Genomic DNA, 15,755 nt, shown 5'->3' with positions numbered 1-15,755 from the left:
GGGCCGCAGGCCGGAGCCGGGATCCATGCAACAGCACAGTTCAGCAGCTCTTCGGCCGACTCAGGAAAGGCGCATAGAGCGTCAAGCAGCGACGCCTGCTGAACGACGTGATCGTGCTGGACGGCGGCGGAGGTCAACGCCGCTGCAGTCCGGTAGCGCGTTCGGTACTTGTGATCGCCCTCCGCCTCCGTGAGCTTCACAGTGCAACGCGAAGGAGGTGCCGCTAATGCGCAGGGTACAGCTCGAGCCCAAGGATTGCCCTGACCGCCGTCTATCTTGTTAGCGCTCCTCGTGATTGAATCGCCGACTACATCCGGTTGCTGATCACATAATCGACGATGCTCCAATGTGTCCCTCGAATATATTCGTCGCGACGGACCGAGTGCTGAACCCCCACCAGGCGCAACTCGTCGCCGCGCCGAGACCAAACTGGCGAGCCGCTGATGCCATCGAGCTTCGGAACTGGTTCGTCGGTGTCCGTGGGCCAGGAGAGGAAGATGTCGCTCGGCCGCACCGGCGCGACGTAGCCCGGTGGCGCCATCGCGCGCACGTTGTACGACATTAGCGTCGCCCTAAGCCCCCCGTCGACCGGCCTGAGCCGCGCGTGAGGCCACCCGCACACGACTGCGTGCGATAGTGGCCCGGTTTCAACGTCGTCATCTGTCAGTACCCGCCATCCGCCGTTTAGAACGTCCGAGATCATGCTGGAATTCTCCAGTCGATATACGGCAACGTCTTCCTTGTCCTTCGGCGTCGAAGTCAGGAGGCCGCCTCCGATTGTCCATAACTCGCTTTCAGCGGCCGGCGTCTTCGGTACCATGATTCGCCTCGGTGCATTGGGCATATCCTCGATGACGTGAGTTGCCGTAACAAGGAAGACCCGCTCTCCTCGCCTAAAGAAACAACCCGAGCCCAGGAGAGGTAGGGGAGTGTTTACGTGCTCCGTAACTGAAACCACAATTTTTGGCAAATCGCTCTCGTGAAGCATCAAGACTGTCCTCTTCCGGGGTGCTGAAGGATTGAAGCCGCACAGGTCAGGACTGGGGGCTCTCCGTCAGGCCAACGTACCAGGTTTGAGCTGCGTGGTGCGAGCGTCAGCTAGCACCACGTCTGCTGCAAACCGAAAGTTAGACCGCTGCATCATTCCGTAGTGGAAGCACCGACCGTAGCTCCGTTAAAATCGCGAACATCCACAGCAAGACCTGTGTTGAGCATCGCTGTGTGGCGAACGACACATCGCTACCGTGGAGAATCCCGTTGCGAGCCTTCGTTATCGTACTTTTGGGATCAGACGGCGTGAGAACTGCCCCCAGAAGATCACTGAATACCTCTGTGGTGTCAGCGACCTTTTTGTCGGCTGCTTGTACTTTCGCGTGCAAGCCGGGTAGCTGCCGGGGGTTGGACGACACGGGTTTTTCGGTCACGCCGCTCGGATAGGGCAGAGCATCCAAGGCGTCGGTTACGATGCCCTCGAACTGGGATATAAGCAATGGTATTGCGCCAGCGAATCTGCCTTCGCGGTGAAGAGCAATACCTTCGCCGATCAGTGCGGCGCGCTGGGGTTGCAGACCCAAGGATCGGTAGAGATCGAGGACAGCTTGCGCGAACTCTGGAGCGACAGTTTGCTCATATAGGCGTTCCTCGATCTCCTCAACCGACAGAACACCGAGGTCACGGGCATCCTGCATCGATACAATGTATCCGGTGCTTCCGTACCCTTCCCTGCGGAGCACTTCCAGGCCGTGCTCCACAAGTAGCCTGTTTGTCTGAAGATTGGCCTCCCACGCCGGAAGCTTCTCGAGGGCGCGGGACAGGTCTTGCCCGAGGCGCTGCAGCGCAGGTCGGTTCTTCTCTACCCAGTCGTCAATTCGCGTGGATACGCTGGCGAGCCACTCGCGAAGCGCGACGGCGTCATCCGAGGGCGCCTCAGTATCCTGAGACGCAACCAGTTCTTGAATAAACGACAGGACCCAGCCTGCACGAGCTTGCTGGTTTGATGATTCATCCGATGCCATTCTTGTCCCAGTCAGTCTAACGTCACAACCAGCTGTGCTGCGCGACATGTCTTCACGATTTCGCATGTAGGCTGCGAACCGTGGTACCCCATCACCGTATTCTCGCAGATGAATCTGTAGTGCAAAGGGCCGTGCCCAATGCTGGACGCGCGGCGGGCTCAAGAAGCGCGCGACATGCCATACCCTCCGCCACAGCTTCGCGACCCACCTGCTCGAGACGGGCACCTACATCCGGACGATTCAGACATCGCTCGGCCACAAGGATGTGCGGACCACGATGTTCTACACCCACATCGTCGACCTCGGCCCTCTCAACGTGATCAGCTCTCTCGATCGCTGACCGCTGCTTCCGCGTGGAGCGCCTTGAACCCCGACCCCACCCCCTCGTGCCGCCCCCACGCATCGTGGGAAGTTAGCGTATCCGACGGCTGCCCCACCTTGTCAAGGAGGCCAGCGCAGGACCGTGCGGTCTCTACGCCGGACGAAGGCGCGAGCGCGCCCTCGATGCCCTACCCCTCCGAAGCGAAGAAGTGGCCCTGCAACAGCCTGGCCAGTCATCGGCTGGGGCCCTCAAGTTGCTACGGCCTGTAGAGTTCGCCGCTACGCGGTGCGGCGTCTCCGCAAAGCACGCGCCAGTTCTGCGTCACGGCGAGGAGCACCGGCGATAGCCGCAGGCGGTCGACTGCGGGCAGCGAGGGATGGCCGTCAAGGGCTGGCGGGACGCTTGCGCGGCCTCCCGCGCGTCGTCTCCGGCATCGCGGCCGGCCGGAACAGTGCTGCTGGTGTCACGCCGAGGGCATTGGCGATCGCCACAAGCGCCGCGACGCTGACGTTGGTCTTGGCGCGTTCGAGGCGATGGAGAAGGGTAAGGCTCACGTCCGCCGCTGCCGCCAGCTCGTCTTGGGTCAACCCTCGCGTGACTCGAAGCCGCTGCACGTTCGCCGCGATGTACCGGAAAACCGTATCAGTTTCGATGGGTTCCATCGCCGCGGGCCGAGCCTGGACAGGCTTAAAAACGGTCGTGGATGACGGCTTCCCTTGACTCGGATCGCGCCTCGCACGTACCCTGAAGAAGCACAAAGTGCCCCCGCGACGGCTGGCACCGTCCGGAGGCGTGGCCGAACCCCGCGTTAACGAGGTCCGACATGGAAACCGTACGTCTACGCCCTGACCAGGGCCAAGAGATCGATCCGTCCTCCCGCCGCCGCCCCCGCCCCGCTGCTCGCAGCCGGCTCGCCCGCCCGCCCAAGACCCCTCACCAGCCCCCGCACCCCGCCGTCTACATCGACCCCACCGCGCTCCTCGAACAGCGCCCGCTCATCCGCAGCACCCTCCGCGCCCGCGGCGTTCTCCCCGCCGATCTCGACGACCTCACCCAGGACACCCTCCTCGGCGCCTGGCGCAGCCTGCGCGCCGGCCGCTTCCGCCCGTCCCCCGCGCTTCCTCCCGCCGACGCCCTCCGCCGCTGGCTCGCCGGCATCGCCTCGCGGCAGGCCTCGCACTACCGCGACAAGGCCCACCGCCGCCACGAGCTCCCCGCGGTCGACCCGGACCGCCTCGCCGCCTTCGCCGCCCCCTCTCCCGAGGCCCGCCTCGTCGCCCGCGGCCTCCTCCGCGCCTTCCACCGTCTCCGCCCCGAGCTGCGCGAGATCCTGGCGCTCGCCGCCACCGGCCTTTCCTCGCGCGAGATCGCCGCCTCCCTCTCGCTCCCGCGCCCCACGGTCGCCACCCGCCTGCGCCTCGCGCGCCGCCTCTTCGCCCGCGCCCTCACCCGCGCTCGGAGGTGGCCCCGATGAGCCCGATGAGCCGCGCCCCCGCCGAGACGGCGGCCGAGCTGCCGACCGCGACCGAGGCCGCCCTGCTCGAGATGGTGCTCGGCCTGCCCGGCGTCGGCCCGCGCCTGCTCGGCACGGCCGCTCTCCCCTCGCTCGGTCGCCTCTCGCCCGCGGCGCTGGCCGAGCGCACCCAGATCGCGCTGTTCGACGCGACCCGTCTCGCCGCCGCCTTCGAGCTCGGCCGCCGCTACCACGCTGCCCGCGCGCGCCGGGGCGCGCTGCTGACCGACGCCGCCCGCGTGGCGCGGTACTTCGGCCCGAGGCTCGCCTCCCTGGTCCACGAGGAGCTCTGGATCGCCGCGCTCGACAGCCACGGCCGCATCCGCGAGACGCGCCTGCTCGCCCGCGGTGGCGCTGACGTCCTGTACATCGACCGCGCGACCGTGCTGCGCACGGCGCTGGACATGGCGGCCCAGAGCTTCGTCCTGGCCCACAACCACCCGAGCGGCGACCCGACGCCGACCCGCGAGGACGAAGACATGACCCTGGAGCTGCGCCACCTCGGCTCGGAGCTGCACGTCCCGCTCACCGCCCACGTCATCGTCACCCCCAGCGGCCGCTACGCCGCCGTCCACGAGTAGGCCCTCGCAGGGCGCAGCGCCCCTGCGCATCGAGCTCATGCGTCCTTGGCCGGCAGTCCGGCAGTCCCGCCGCGTTCGCGCTTGTCGTGATGATTGGCCGGCGAGCAACGGGAGTGCTGCTCCTGTTAGACTCGAGGGCGGAGCGGTCTTGCCTCCCGCGTACACCCCAGCGCGATGCCACCGCCACCGGCATCTCGCCCTCTCGAAGAGCTCCACCAGCGGCAGAAGGAGACCGCGCTCGCGACCCGGGAACTTCGACAGGCGGCCCCACAGGGCGCCCTAACACCTGCACAGCTGCGAGGTAAGCGGACAAGGTGAAGAACAGTAGGAAGGGCGAGCGCTGGCCCACTGCTTGCGCTGCTGCTAGTCAACGCTGAACAGGTTGCCGAGCGTGCGGCGACCCGCGGCGAGTCTCCCTTGCAGTACAGTAACTGTCCGTAGCGCGACGGGTGCGCTGCACCGAGCAACGTGGAATTTCCTAAGCACTTCAACTTCAGCAATCGTACGTGGACCGGGCCCCGATCTGGCGAGTTCCAGCAACGCGAGGATGCGTTCCAGCAGCTCGTGGGGGACCTTCTACAAGAGACGCTCGGTCCGTGGGTACGGGTCATGCCGACGAAGGGGCGAGACGGCAGCATTGACGCATTCATCAAAGACAATGCGCGTCTGCCCTTCGATCCCGTGGAGCTCCCCGGGCCGATCATCGTCGAGTGCAAGGACAACGACGACAGTCGACCCCGTGTCCGCGATAATGTCGTGGCTGGTTGGAAGAAGGTAGCGCAGAAGCTGACGCAGCAGGCAGCCGAGGGCTGGCCGGGCATTTATCAGCCCTGGTCGAGCGCGCGGAGTTACGTCTACGTTACCAGTGCCGTGCTTCCGCACCAGCAGGCGCACCACGAACTTCAGAATCATATAAAACAGTTCTTTCATCAACTTTGCATCGAGGGGCGCTCGGATATCCAGCGCGTCGTAGTCGTAGATTGGAACGACCTGCGAGCGATTCTGGCGAAATGCCATCGCCTGGCCGATCGTTGGCTCGGTGTCGGCCTCACATCGCTGCGCTCCCACGCAGAGCAAGTTGCAACATTTGCGGATTTTCGTCGATACCTGGTAGACCTCCCGTTTGTTGCGCCGAATCCGGAAAGCCCAACCCACCCGGATCAACTTGTGCAGCTGGTCATTAAGCAGGCAGAAGTAAGCCGTGGCGTGATCCTCACGGGAGCTGGAGGTGTTGGCAAGACGCGTACTCTTATCGAGGTCGCCGATCGTGCAAACAAATCCGGCTGGAGGGTATTACACATTGTTCCGAACGGCAGCGAGATCTCGGTATCTGAGCTAGCTCAAGAAATATTTGCCGGGGGAACTGACACACTGGTTGTTTGCGATTATCTTGAGCGTATCAGCATAAACGTTGTCTCACTACGGCATCAACTTCTGCCTCAGGCACGTTCGCGTCAGATGCGGGTGGCGTTCCTCGCCTCCGCACGTACAGCACCCACGGAACGGGACCGTGACCCGGATCGTGCTTCATTCTTCGATGTTGTGGAGCTGGAGCTAGCACCCGATCAATCTCAACATATAAGCACGGCTATGGAGAAAGCCGTTGCACCCCAGGCCACTGCAGCGCTTGGCAGCAAGAAGATACGTGAACTCACAGGGGATCGACCGATTATTGCGCTCTTTATTCTTCAGGAACTCGAGCGAATTATCTTAGCGGGAACGCTTGACATGGCGCAGCTCTCGGCGATCCGGCCAGGAGACCTGACCGATTGGCTGCGTCGCCGCTTCGCAGAGGACGAGTTGCGGCCGGTGCGCCGTTCATTATGGGACAGCGATAGCGATGTAGAGCCTACACTCCTCGGAGCCGCAGCAGCGCTCGCCCTATGTCCAGCATCGGAGGAAATTCTCTGTGCACTTGTGCGAGATGTATTGACGCGGAACCGTTCGGAGATGGTGCCGGAACGGCGTGCCAAGGAGATTATCCGTGGGCTGCTGAAGTTACGCTGGATCCGCGACACGGGCGGGAGCCTCGATGTCGCACATGATGTGGTCACGGAATGCTTGCTGGACCAAGCGCTCCATGACGCCACAGACCACGTTCGCGAGGATATTCTATCTGCATTGCTCCAGCCGTGTTCAACTTCGTTACATGCGCTTACGCAGGTCACAGTTGCATTTGGACGCCTCGTGATCAGCGGCAGCTCATTCACCGAGGAACTGCGACTACATGCGCAGCGTTGGTTCACGGAAGTTGCGCCGACCATTGGACAGACGCTCAGCAAGGGATCGACGCCGGAAGCTTCCGCAGCATTGTGGGCGGTCGTGAGCGGTCCATTGTGGGGAGATACTGCTATCCGTTCCTGGGCAGATGTGATCGATCCCTGGCTGGAACACCATGGAACCACGAGTATGGCATGGATGGTGCTCTACTCTTTGTACGAGCGCGAGGACTTGCCGGAGCCGCATGCCGTTCGCTTGCTTGGCATTGCACACGACTGGATCCAGAAGCATCCAGAGAGCGAGTACGTCTCGACAGTACTACTAGCGCTCCTGAATCGGACGGACTTAGCCCCCCTGCCCGAGCCACTCTTTGAAATCGCCTGGTCGTGGTATGAAAGGCACCGATCACTCTCGTTCGTAGCGTTCGTTCTATGGGGTCTCCTCAAACGCCCGGAGCTTCCGCCGGCCATCCGTGCTCGCATCGGGAACGAAGCCTTAGCTTGGTGTGCCCAATGCACCGAGCCCCGGATGACCGGACCAGTACTGGCCAAGCTTCTCGAGCGTGAGGATATTAGCGCGGACATTGCTGATGCAGCGATCGCCTATGCATGGGAATGGCTTGAGCGCTATCGATCTACCAATGATGCCAGCTATGTAATTAGCGCTTTGGTGTCTCTGGGTAAGCAGCGCTTATGCTCTTGGTCACATCTGATTGATATGGCACTGGCGTGGCTCGATAGACACTTGCAAACAAACGAAGCCGCGAATGTTCTAGCGACGCTTTTGTATTTTGGCCACGAACATCCTGACCACGTTCCCCGCGTATCAGATCTCGCCTGGACCTGGTTAAAACAGCACGAGCATACGTTCGACGCTGTCTTTGTCTTGTCTGCGGCGCTGGAGATGCCGAAGCAGAAGCCGGACCAGGAGTACCGCATAATATGCAGTTCACTGCGATGGCTGCAGGTTCATGGGAGAGCGCCGAGCGCGCAAGGGTTAGTGCTCCAGCTTCTCAGTCTCTGCAGCACCGAGCACGAACTGGCTGACAAGGTGCAGGAAGCTGCCATTGCCTGGCTTCGGGCGAACGGCGATTTGAACCAGTCTGCTATGTTCATTGTGAAGGTGGTGGAATGTGACATTGTACCCAAGGATGTTAGCGTTCGTGCGGCAGTGGAATGGTTAATGAATAATGCAAGCTCTCTGGATGCTCCTAGGGTGATCGTGTCTCTGCTGTCGCGGCGTGACGCGATGGTTGACCATCTTCTAAGCCACCTTCTGATGGTGCTTATGTTAGCGCTGATTTGGGTCGGCGCCAATGGTCCTACCGTCGGCTCCGAGGATCTCGTGGCATTTCTTTTTGGAGGGCGCTCTCTGCAAGATCTCAGTGTCCGTCCCGATTTGGTTGTCGTAAAAGCGCTTTTGAGCTGCGTGCGAGCATCGTTAAACAATGGAGCTTTTGATGGTGCGTGTCTGGCGATTCCGACGATGCTTGCCGTAGCGATGCGCACCGACAGTACCAGAGTTCAGAGGGAGGCGTGCGCGCTCGCCAGGCGTGTGCTCCGCGATTCAAGGATGCGGGACGAATTGCTGGAGGATATGAGAGCGGGGTGCCAGCGACTGCTCGACGCCGGTGCCTGGCCGGATCGTGAACATGCGCTCCCGTTGCTAAATCAGCTCCGCCTGCTCAATTAAAATCAGCCGCCGCTCACACCTGCCTGTGGCGGGCGATCTCGCTTGACCTCCGGCGCGGTGCTGCGGAGAAAAACACCGGACGACACGTCGAGCGCGCTCGCGATCCTGACGAGTATGCCGAGTTCACGCGCTGCTGTCAGCGCATGATCTCATGCAGGGCGTAGCCGTCGTAGGTTCGTTACGATGTAGAGCAGAAGGGTGTCGAGCGTGAGCGCGTAGGTAAAAGAAGCCGGATCGCAGCGCGAAGAAGTGGTGCGCAGCAAACCGAAAGGGTGGGACCGCGAGCGTCGTGATGGCTCGGTCCTGGGCCGAAAGAGCGTGGTCCGGGCGGCGCCGAGCGCGCTAGGGGCGCATCGGCGTGCCGTGGGCACACGTGTCCGTCCGGGCGTTGGTCTGGCCCGGGAGGCGCGTCGCGAGACGTTATGCGGCGTCACCGGGCGCCTTGCGGCGCAGAACGGTGCTCTTCCAGTACGGCGGGCGCAACGTGGGCGTTGGGAGAGCGGTCCTCGGCGTCCCGCTCGGCGCCAACGGCCTCGCGCTCTCGGACAACGCCTTTTACGTCGCCAACACGGACAAGGCCGCGCTCATCAAGATCCCCATCGAGGCGGACGGGACCCCGGGCGCCGCGGTCGTGCTCTCCACGTCGGATCCGGCGACCTGCCTGCCGCTGAAGGGCGCCGACGGCATCACCGCTGACGCGGATGGGAGCATCCTCGTCGCTGGCAACGCGGGCAACGCGCTCGTCCGCGTCGGGCCCGAGGGGAACGAGACCGTGCTCGTCAAGGACGGGCCGCTCGATGGGCCAGCGAGCGTCGCGCTCGCGACGCTGGGCTCGAAGAAGTACGCGCTCCTCACCAACTTCGGGCTCGTGACGCTGCTCGCCATGATGACCCCTCGTACGGGCCTGCTCTCCTACGGCCCGATCGAGTGAGCGCTGGCCCGACTCGAAGCCGCTGAACGTCGCTGTCACGTGTGTCGTTGCGCCCGGCCATGCAGCCGGTATGCGCTGATTCAGCGCCGCGCGCCTGTCCCCTCGTCACATCGGCCGGCCGCCGCTCGCGCGGATGATCTCCCCGGTGACCGCGGTGTTCGCCGCCGAGCACAGGAAGACGATGGTCGGCGCCACCTCCTCGGGCCGCAATAGCCGGCCCACGGGGTACGCCTTCCCGCGCTGCGCCATCACCTCCGGCGATATCACCCCGATCATCTTGTCGGTCACGGTCAAGCCCGGGACCACCACGTTGGTCAAGATCCCGTGCGGCCCGAGCTCGCGCGCGAGCACCGCCGTGAGCCCGTGGAGCGCCGACTTGGCGGCGGCGTAGGGCCCGGTGCCCACCACGCCGTCGAGCGCCACGCCAGAGGAGACGTTGACGATCCGGCCCCAGCCCCGGGCGCGCATGGAGGGCACCGCGGCCTGGATCGCGGCGAAGGCGCCGTCGATGTTGTCGTGGAGGGTGCCCTGCCACTCGGCGAGCGGGATGTCCTCGAAGCGCGGCGCCTCCCAGGGCAGGCGCTCGCTCCAGCGGACCGCGTTGTTGACGAGGACATCGAGCTGCCCGAAGCGCGCCAGGGCGGCCGCGACAGCCGCCTTGATCGACTCCGTCGATCCGAGGTCGAGCTCCAGCGCCAGCGCCTCGCCGCCTTGCCGCTCGATCTCCCGGACGACCTCCGCGGCCTTCTCGCGCTCGCTCCGGTAGGTGAGCGCCACGCGGGCCCCCTCGGCCGCGAGCTGCAAAGCCACCTCCCTGCCGATCCCCTGCGAGCCGCCGGTCACCAGCGCGGCCCTCTTCTCCAGTCCCAGCTTCATGCGACACCTCGCTTTCGAGTGGAAGGTAGCCTGAGTGGAAGGAACTTCCAACAACAAATTGGAAGAATCTTCCATCTAGGCCGGCTGGTCAGCGGCGCGCAGCTGGGGTAGGGGAGGGGGCATGGCCGTGGCTCGACAGAGCGGCGTGGCCCGCCGGGAGGCGCTGCTGGACGCGGCGCTCCGCTGCTTCGAGCAGCGAGGCATCTTGCGCACGGGCATCGAGGACGTCCGCAAGGAGGCTGGGGCGAGCCCTTCGAGCGTGTACCACCTGTTCGAGGATTTCCCGGCGCTGGTGGCGGCGCTGCTCGGGCGGACCTTCGAGCGGCTTGTCGGGTACGTGACCGCGCGCGTGCTCGCCGCCAGGACGGCGCGCACGGCGGTGCGGGCGCTGGTGGAGGCGCACCTGACCTGGGTGTTCGAGCACGAGGCCGAGGCGCGCTTCATGTACCAGGCCCTCGCGCTGGAGCTGGACGGGCACCACCGCGCCGCGCTCCGGGACGAAAAGGCGCGGCTCAAGGCGGAGGTGACGGCGCACCTGACGGAGCTCGGCGTCTTCTCCGGGGCGCGCTCGTCCGAGGTGGTGCTCGACGTGGTGCTGCTCGGCCCGGCGCACCAGGCCTGCCGTCTGTACCTGTCCGCGCGCGGCGCCGTGGACCCCGCGTGGATGAGGGCGACCCTGCCCGACCTCGCGTGCGGAGCGCTGGCCACGGTCGAGCCCGCGGCCCGGGCGGCGCGGACCGGCAAGGGCGCGGGCGCCGCGGAGCCTGCTCAGGAGCCCGGCGGGAGAAGAAAGAGCAAGCCGAGCCGCGGATGACACACGGGTGAATCGCGGCGCAACTCGCCGCAGCGCAGACACAGGGCGCGTAGGTAAAAGAAGCCGGATCGCAGCGCGAAGAAGTGGTGCGCAGCAAACCGAAAGGGTGGGACCGCGAGCGTCGTGATGGCTCGGTCCTGGGTCGAAAAAGCGTGGTCCGGGGCGGCGCCGAGCGCGCTAGGGGCGCATCGGCGTGCCGTGGGCACACGTGTCCGTCCGGGCGTTGGTCTGGCCCGGGAGGCGCGTCGCGAGACGCTATGCGGCGTCACCGGGCGCCTTGCGACCGGGCGCCTTGCGGCGCAGAACGGTGCTCTTCAACGCTCGGGGCTCCGGGTCGCCTGCGGCGCCCTGCGCCCCGAACCCCCAGTACGGCGGCCGCCGCGTGGACGCTGGGAGAGCGTGCTGGGACGTCGGTCGGCTCGCCGAGCGCGGAGAGGAAGCGGGCGATGTTCCTTGGCTCGGTCACCATGGCGACGAGCTTCATCCGCCCCTTGCAAGCTGGGCACTCGAGGACGTCGATCCCGTCAGCGAAGGCTCGTCCATGCGCGGCGCGTCGAACTCGGCGCTCAGCAGCAGATCGCAGCGCGAGCGCGCCCAGCGGAGCAGCGCCGGCCGCTCGGCCGGGGCGATCGCGTGCAGGCAGAAGGTCGCCTGCGCGACCGCCCAGCTCCGCGACGCCATGGCGGGATCCGCGGCGAGGTCCTGGAATCGCCCGCTGAAGGCCTCGAAGCCGACGCCCCGCGCCGAGAGCGCCGCGGCGCACCGCTCGAGCAGCGGCGCCGCCGGCTCCACCACGGTCACCCGCCGCACCGCCGGCGTCAGCGCGGGCAGCAGGGCCATGCCGTCGCCAGCGCCTATGTCGAGCAGATCGAAGGGCGCCTCCGGGTACTGGCCGGCAAGCGCCGCGCTGGTCTCCCGGTAGAGCGGCACATTGCCGCCGCCGCGGATGAAGGCGGCGAACCCCTCCGCGGGCACGTAGACGTTGCGCTTCCCCTCCCGGCCGACCCGCGCGAGGTGCGCCGCGGCCGCGCGGAACAGCGGGTCTCCCGGCGAGGCCTCCGCGGCGCGGGCGGCGAAGGCCGCGGCGTCCGCGGTGCGCTCGTAGGCGAACGCCAGCATCGCGAGGTAGCAGAGCTCCTCCGGCGACGGCGCCGCGGCGGCGGCCGCAGCCTCGTCGAGCCCGGCGGCGCGATGACGATCCCAGATCCGCTTCAGCATGGTTCTCCTTTTCCTGCGCGTTGCCTCGCTCGTCCGGCGCGCGAGCGGAGCCCTCATCTCATGATCGGGAACGAGCCCGAGCGGCGCGGCCCGGACGCGCCGTGCTGTTCGCGAGCGAGCTCTCCTCTGCGGCCGCTGCAGCAGCGCCGCCGTGACTGACGCGCCTGGCCAGCGACCGCGTCAGCGCTTCGTGGTGGGCTGCTCCCAGCACACGACCTCGTCGGTCGCGACCCCCTCGCCGGCACCGCCGCCGGGGTGCGCGCAGGCCATGAACACCTCGTGGCCGCAGCCCTTCACCTCGAAGACGTCGAGCTCGTCCAGACTCTCCCGCGTCGCTGCGTCCTCTTCGGCCCGGTCCTTCTGCCATTTCGCCAGCCGGCCGGGGTCGTTCTTCACCTCGTCGGGCGGCGCCTCAGCGGGTCTTTTCGCGAGCACGATCGAGCCCCATTTCACGTCGTCGCGTGAGCGGACCGTGATGCGGTCCTCGGGACAGCTGTGCTTTCTCCCGAACTCCTCCCGCGCGCCGGTCTTGAGCCGCTTGCACCCGATGGAGAAGACGACCGCGAGGAGCATGAGGAAGGACAGACGGACAAGCGAGCGATAGGCGGCGTTGGTGTTCATGGATTCCAATCGCATGTCAATCCGTGTGCAGAAGAGCGCCTGTTCTGTGGATATGTTACAGGTTTTCATGCCGCTGTCGAGGTCGCGGAGCACGAGCGTGGTCGAAGGCGGAGGCCGCGAAGCTGCATGAGCTGCTGCTTCGTAGGCCGGCCGCGGCTAGCTAGAACAGCTTGTCGCTCGCTCCCGCCTTGGCGCGCATCTTGATGATGTTGATGTAGGCTGGCTGCTGCTTCAGCATCTGTGGTCGGGATGTCTCGCCCTCGCCGCTCGAGCGTGCAACGGTCCGGCGATTCCAGATCGACGCCCCCGCACAGATGAAGCTGACCATGATGGGATAGACGGCGCAGCGTTCGACGAGGCCGATGAGGACGTTGGCCCCCGAGCTGGCGACCACGAGGAAGGCCACCATCGAGGCGAGCCCGAACACGCCGAGGACGACCATGGCCCTCCCGGCTTTGGGAGTGACTCCGACTTGTTGACGCTGGCGTCCAAGGAGCATCGCGAGCACGTTGCCTCCGACGATAGACGCGAAGGCGCCCAGGGCGTGATAGTCGACTGCGCCGTCGGGCGGCTCTCCGGAACCGGGGTTGAACGCCAGCAAGACGCCGCCAAGCGCGACGAGAGCTCCCAGGATGAGCGCTGCCCAGCGGCGCCAGCTTCGCAGGCCCTTGAGCGCGGCGACACCGATGAAGAACATGATCCCGAAGAGAAAGAACCCGGTGTTCATGACCCACGCGAGTGGCGATTTCATGAACTGGCCAAGAGCCTCGAGGGGGCCACGGACTCCCAGGTTGCTGATGTAGTGATGCGTGTAGCTGTAGGGAGGATCCGTCCATGCCGCGGCGGCGATGAACTCGGCGAGGAAGAAGATCACTGCCCCGGCGACGAGCAGCGCGCCGGCGGGGCGACGTTGCATCATCTGGTTCGCCTCGGGTGCGGGCCTCGCGCGCTCCTTTGGTTCCGAGCTGGAGGTGGGGTTGTTCTCGGTCATGTTCGGGTTCTCTCGGTTGTCGGTCGCGAGGCTCAGCGAAACAGAAGCCCCAGCGTGTGCTTTGCGTCGGCGCTCGAGCAGTCGACGCGCGACGCCCAGCCGCGCGCCAGCTCAGCCGGCCCAAGAAAGCCGGGCGACAGCTTCTCGAACGTCTCGTGTCGCCTCATGTTGAACAGCCTGCACCGTCGCGCTCAAGACCACCAGGACATTGATCGCAACGGTTTCAGACCCTATAGGTCTGAATCATGGAGCTACGTCACCTGCGGTACTTCATCGCCGTCGCGGAAGCGGAGCACTTCGGAAGGGCGGCCGAGCGGCTTCACGTCTCGCAGTCGCCCTTGAGCCGGCAAATCGCTCAGCTCGAAGCTGAGATCGGCGTCGAGCTCTTCGTGCCCTCGGGACGCGGGGTGAAGCTGTCCGCCGCCGGCCGGAGCTTCCTCGAAGGTGCGCGCGCGACCCTGGCTCGCGCCGCGCTCGCGGTCGAGGACGCCCGCGCGACGGCGCAAGGCCGTATCGGGACGGTCGTGGTCGGATTCGACGGGGCCCTGGCTGACACCCTCCTGCTGCCGAGGATCGTGCAGACGTTCCGCGCGCGTCATCCGCGCGTCGAGGTACGCCTTCGGCCGCTGCCGAGCGAGGAGCAGGTCGCCGCGCTGCGCGATGGCAAGATCTCGGTCGGGTACGGCTACCATTCGCCGGAAGACAACCCGCTCTTCCGCTTCCGCGTGCTGTATCGCGAGCGCGTCGGCGTCGTGATGTCGAAGAGCCATCGCCTCGCTGCACGGCGCACGCTGAGGGTCGCGGACCTGAAGCAGGAGCGCTTTCTCTGGCCTCCGCGCAAGGAGGGCCCGCGCCTCCACGACGACATCATCGCCGCCTTCCGGGCGCATGATCTCACGCTCGAGCTCGCCCACGAGGAGGCCAGCAGCGATGTGATCCTCATGCTGGTGGCGAGCGGCGAAGGTCTCAGCTTGTGTCCCGAGAGCGCCGCGTCGACGCTCCTTGCCGGAGTGGTGTTCAAGCGGGTTCGGGACCTCAACGTCGTCATCCTTGGCCGCTCGGTGTGGCGCGCCATGGACGACAAGGACCCGCTCGTGCGGTCGCTCCTCGAGATCACGAATTCGGTGCATGGATCCTCACAATAGGCGTGCGCCAGGCGGGACTGGAGGCGGGCTCGCCGTCGCCGAGCGGCGGATAGGAAACCATAGAGCTCTCGCCCGTGTCGAGCCCCGCGGGAAGCGGATAGGAAACCATAGAGCTCTCGCCCGTGTCGAGCCCGCGGGAAGCGGATAGGAAACCATAGAGCTCTCGCCCGTGTCGAGCCCCGCGGGAACGACGCCGGGCGAGCCGTCTATCGCGCATCAAACACCCGCTCGCCCCGTCGCAGGGCCCGCGCGCCGTGCATTGGGTGCAGCTCTGGCTCGACGACCGCGACGTGCGTTCGCCATGACGGGCTCGGGCCGGGTGCCCACCTACGCCGCGTCGAACCCGAACGCCATCGGTTCCCACGTTGGATCGCGCGCGGGTGCTGCCGTTCGGGGCTGCGAGGGCAAGTTCAGATGATCGAGGATGCGGCGCACCACCGCTGAGTCGGTGATCGTGGAAAGCACGCGCATCCTCCGTTCGCATCTCGGGCAGCGGAGCGCATCGAAGCCGAACGAACGCTTCATGAGCACGACCCACTCGACGTAGCGCGACGTTGCCCAGTCGCGTCCATTGCGGGCCAGGCGCGAAGCTTCCAAGCAGAAGAGCGCGTAGGTAAAAGAAGCCGGATCGCAGCGCGAGGAAGTGGTGCGCAGCAAACCGAAAGGGTGGGACCGCGAGCGTCGTGATGGCTCGGTCCTGGGTCGAAAGAGCGTGGTCCGGGCGGCGCCGAGCGCGCTAGGGGCGCATCGGCGTGCCGTGGGCACACGTGTCCGTCCGGGCGTTGGTCTGGCCCGGGAGGCGCGTCGCGAGACGCT

General features: G+C 65.7%; 15 protein-coding genes and 1 pseudogene. 7 read left to right on the top strand and 9 right to left on the bottom strand.

What is annotated here, in order from left to right; translation table 11 throughout:
• Window positions 1–307 precede the first annotated feature (307 nt).
• Window positions 308–820, bottom strand: coding sequence for a hypothetical protein (locus tag WMF26_RS39190; protein ID WP_437996883.1), 513 nt, complete (start codon window positions 818–820; stop codon window positions 308–310).
• 307 nt (window positions 821–1,127) lie between these two features.
• Window positions 1,128–2,015, bottom strand: coding sequence for a hypothetical protein (locus WMF26_RS39185; RefSeq protein WP_437996882.1), 888 nt, complete (start codon window positions 2,013–2,015; stop codon window positions 1,128–1,130).
• Window positions 2,016–2,125: 110 nt separating this feature from the next.
• Here WMF26_RS39185 and WMF26_RS39180 point away from each other — a divergent pair.
• Window positions 2,126–2,355, top strand: a pseudogene (locus WMF26_RS39180) (tyrosine-type recombinase/integrase); the annotation flags it as partial.
• A 365-nt stretch (window positions 2,356–2,720) separates the two neighbouring features.
• Here WMF26_RS39180 and WMF26_RS39175 read toward each other — a convergent pair.
• Window positions 2,721–2,999 (bottom strand): helix-turn-helix domain-containing protein, encoded by a 279-nt coding sequence (locus WMF26_RS39175; protein ID WP_437996881.1) that lies wholly within the window; start codon window positions 2,997–2,999, stop codon window positions 2,721–2,723.
• 161 nt (window positions 3,000–3,160) lie between these two features.
• On the opposite strand from WMF26_RS39175, the gene WMF26_RS39170 reads away from it, so the two are divergent.
• From WMF26_RS39170 to WMF26_RS39155, 4 genes are all read left to right on the top strand, one after another.
• Window positions 3,161–3,811: an RNA polymerase sigma factor gene (locus tag WMF26_RS39170; RefSeq protein WP_437996880.1), complete on the top strand. Its 651-nt coding sequence runs from the start codon at window positions 3,161–3,163 to the stop codon at window positions 3,809–3,811.
• Window positions 3,808–4,431, top strand: a complete 624-nt coding sequence (locus WMF26_RS39165) for a JAB domain-containing protein (protein WP_437996879.1) — start codon at window positions 3,808–3,810, stop codon at window positions 4,429–4,431. The genes WMF26_RS39170 and WMF26_RS39165 overlap by 4 nt, the downstream gene beginning before the upstream one ends.
• 468 nt (window positions 4,432–4,899) lie before the next feature.
• Window positions 4,900–8,343, top strand: a complete 3,444-nt coding sequence (locus WMF26_RS39160) for a hypothetical protein (RefSeq protein ID WP_437996878.1) — start codon at window positions 4,900–4,902, stop codon at window positions 8,341–8,343.
• A 484-nt stretch (window positions 8,344–8,827) separates the two neighbouring features.
• On the top strand, window positions 8,828–9,274 hold the full coding sequence (locus WMF26_RS39155) for an SMP-30/gluconolactonase/LRE family protein (RefSeq protein ID WP_437996877.1): 447 nt from the start codon (window positions 8,828–8,830) through the stop codon (window positions 9,272–9,274).
• 105 nt (window positions 9,275–9,379) lie between these two features.
• Here the strand turns inward: WMF26_RS39155 and WMF26_RS39150 are convergent, their stop codons facing one another.
• Window positions 9,380–10,150 carry an SDR family NAD(P)-dependent oxidoreductase gene (locus WMF26_RS39150; RefSeq protein ID WP_437313653.1) on the bottom strand — a complete coding sequence of 257 codons (771 nt, stop codon included), beginning with the start codon at window positions 10,148–10,150 and terminating at the stop codon, window positions 9,380–9,382.
• A 121-nt stretch (window positions 10,151–10,271) separates the two neighbouring features.
• Between WMF26_RS39150 and WMF26_RS39145 the strand changes: the two genes are divergently transcribed.
• On the top strand, window positions 10,272–10,964 hold the full coding sequence (locus WMF26_RS39145; protein ID WP_020739857.1) for a TetR/AcrR family transcriptional regulator: 693 nt from the start codon (window positions 10,272–10,274) through the stop codon (window positions 10,962–10,964).
• A 480-nt stretch (window positions 10,965–11,444) separates the two neighbouring features.
• On the opposite strand, the gene WMF26_RS39140 is transcribed toward WMF26_RS39145, so the two are convergent.
• The 4 genes from WMF26_RS39140 to WMF26_RS39125 all read right to left on the bottom strand — a co-directional run bounded on the left by WMF26_RS39140 (window position 11,445) and on the right by WMF26_RS39125 (window position 13,961).
• Complete coding sequence (locus tag WMF26_RS39140) at window positions 11,445–12,182, bottom strand: class I SAM-dependent methyltransferase (RefSeq protein WP_437996876.1); 738 nt, start codon at window positions 12,180–12,182, stop codon at window positions 11,445–11,447.
• A 180-nt stretch (window positions 12,183–12,362) separates the two neighbouring features.
• The gene (locus tag WMF26_RS39135; RefSeq protein WP_437313651.1) at window positions 12,363–12,818 is read right to left on the bottom strand and encodes a hypothetical protein; all 456 of its coding nucleotides are present in this window, start codon (window positions 12,816–12,818) and stop codon (window positions 12,363–12,365) included.
• A gap of 145 nt (window positions 12,819–12,963) precedes the next feature.
• Window positions 12,964–13,794 (bottom strand): DUF998 domain-containing protein, encoded by an 831-nt coding sequence (locus WMF26_RS39130; protein ID WP_437996875.1) that lies wholly within the window; start codon window positions 13,792–13,794, stop codon window positions 12,964–12,966.
• A 32-nt stretch (window positions 13,795–13,826) separates the two neighbouring features.
• Window positions 13,827–13,961, bottom strand: coding sequence for a hypothetical protein (locus tag WMF26_RS39125; protein WP_437284697.1), 135 nt, complete (start codon window positions 13,959–13,961; stop codon window positions 13,827–13,829).
• 78 nt (window positions 13,962–14,039) lie between these two features.
• Here WMF26_RS39125 and WMF26_RS39120 point away from each other — a divergent pair, with 78 nt between their 5' ends.
• Entirely contained in the window at window positions 14,040–14,939 is a 900-nt protein-coding gene (locus tag WMF26_RS39120; RefSeq protein WP_020739852.1) for a LysR family transcriptional regulator, read from the top strand.
• Window positions 14,940–15,266: 327 nt separating this feature from the next.
• Here WMF26_RS39120 and WMF26_RS39115 read toward each other — a convergent pair whose 3' ends face one another.
• Complete coding sequence (locus WMF26_RS39115; RefSeq protein ID WP_236644176.1) at window positions 15,267–15,596, bottom strand: hypothetical protein; 330 nt, start codon at window positions 15,594–15,596, stop codon at window positions 15,267–15,269.
• Window positions 15,597–15,755: the final 159 nt, after the last annotated feature.

Origin of the sequence: Sorangium sp. So ce185, from assembly GCF_051526825.1 — a bacterium.
In the GTDB taxonomy this organism is placed as follows: domain Bacteria; phylum Myxococcota_A; class Polyangia; order Polyangiales; family Polyangiaceae; genus Sorangium; species Sorangium cellulosum_D.
Note: the sequence above shows the minus strand (reverse complement) of the source record. Positions and strands in the feature narration are given on the sequence as shown.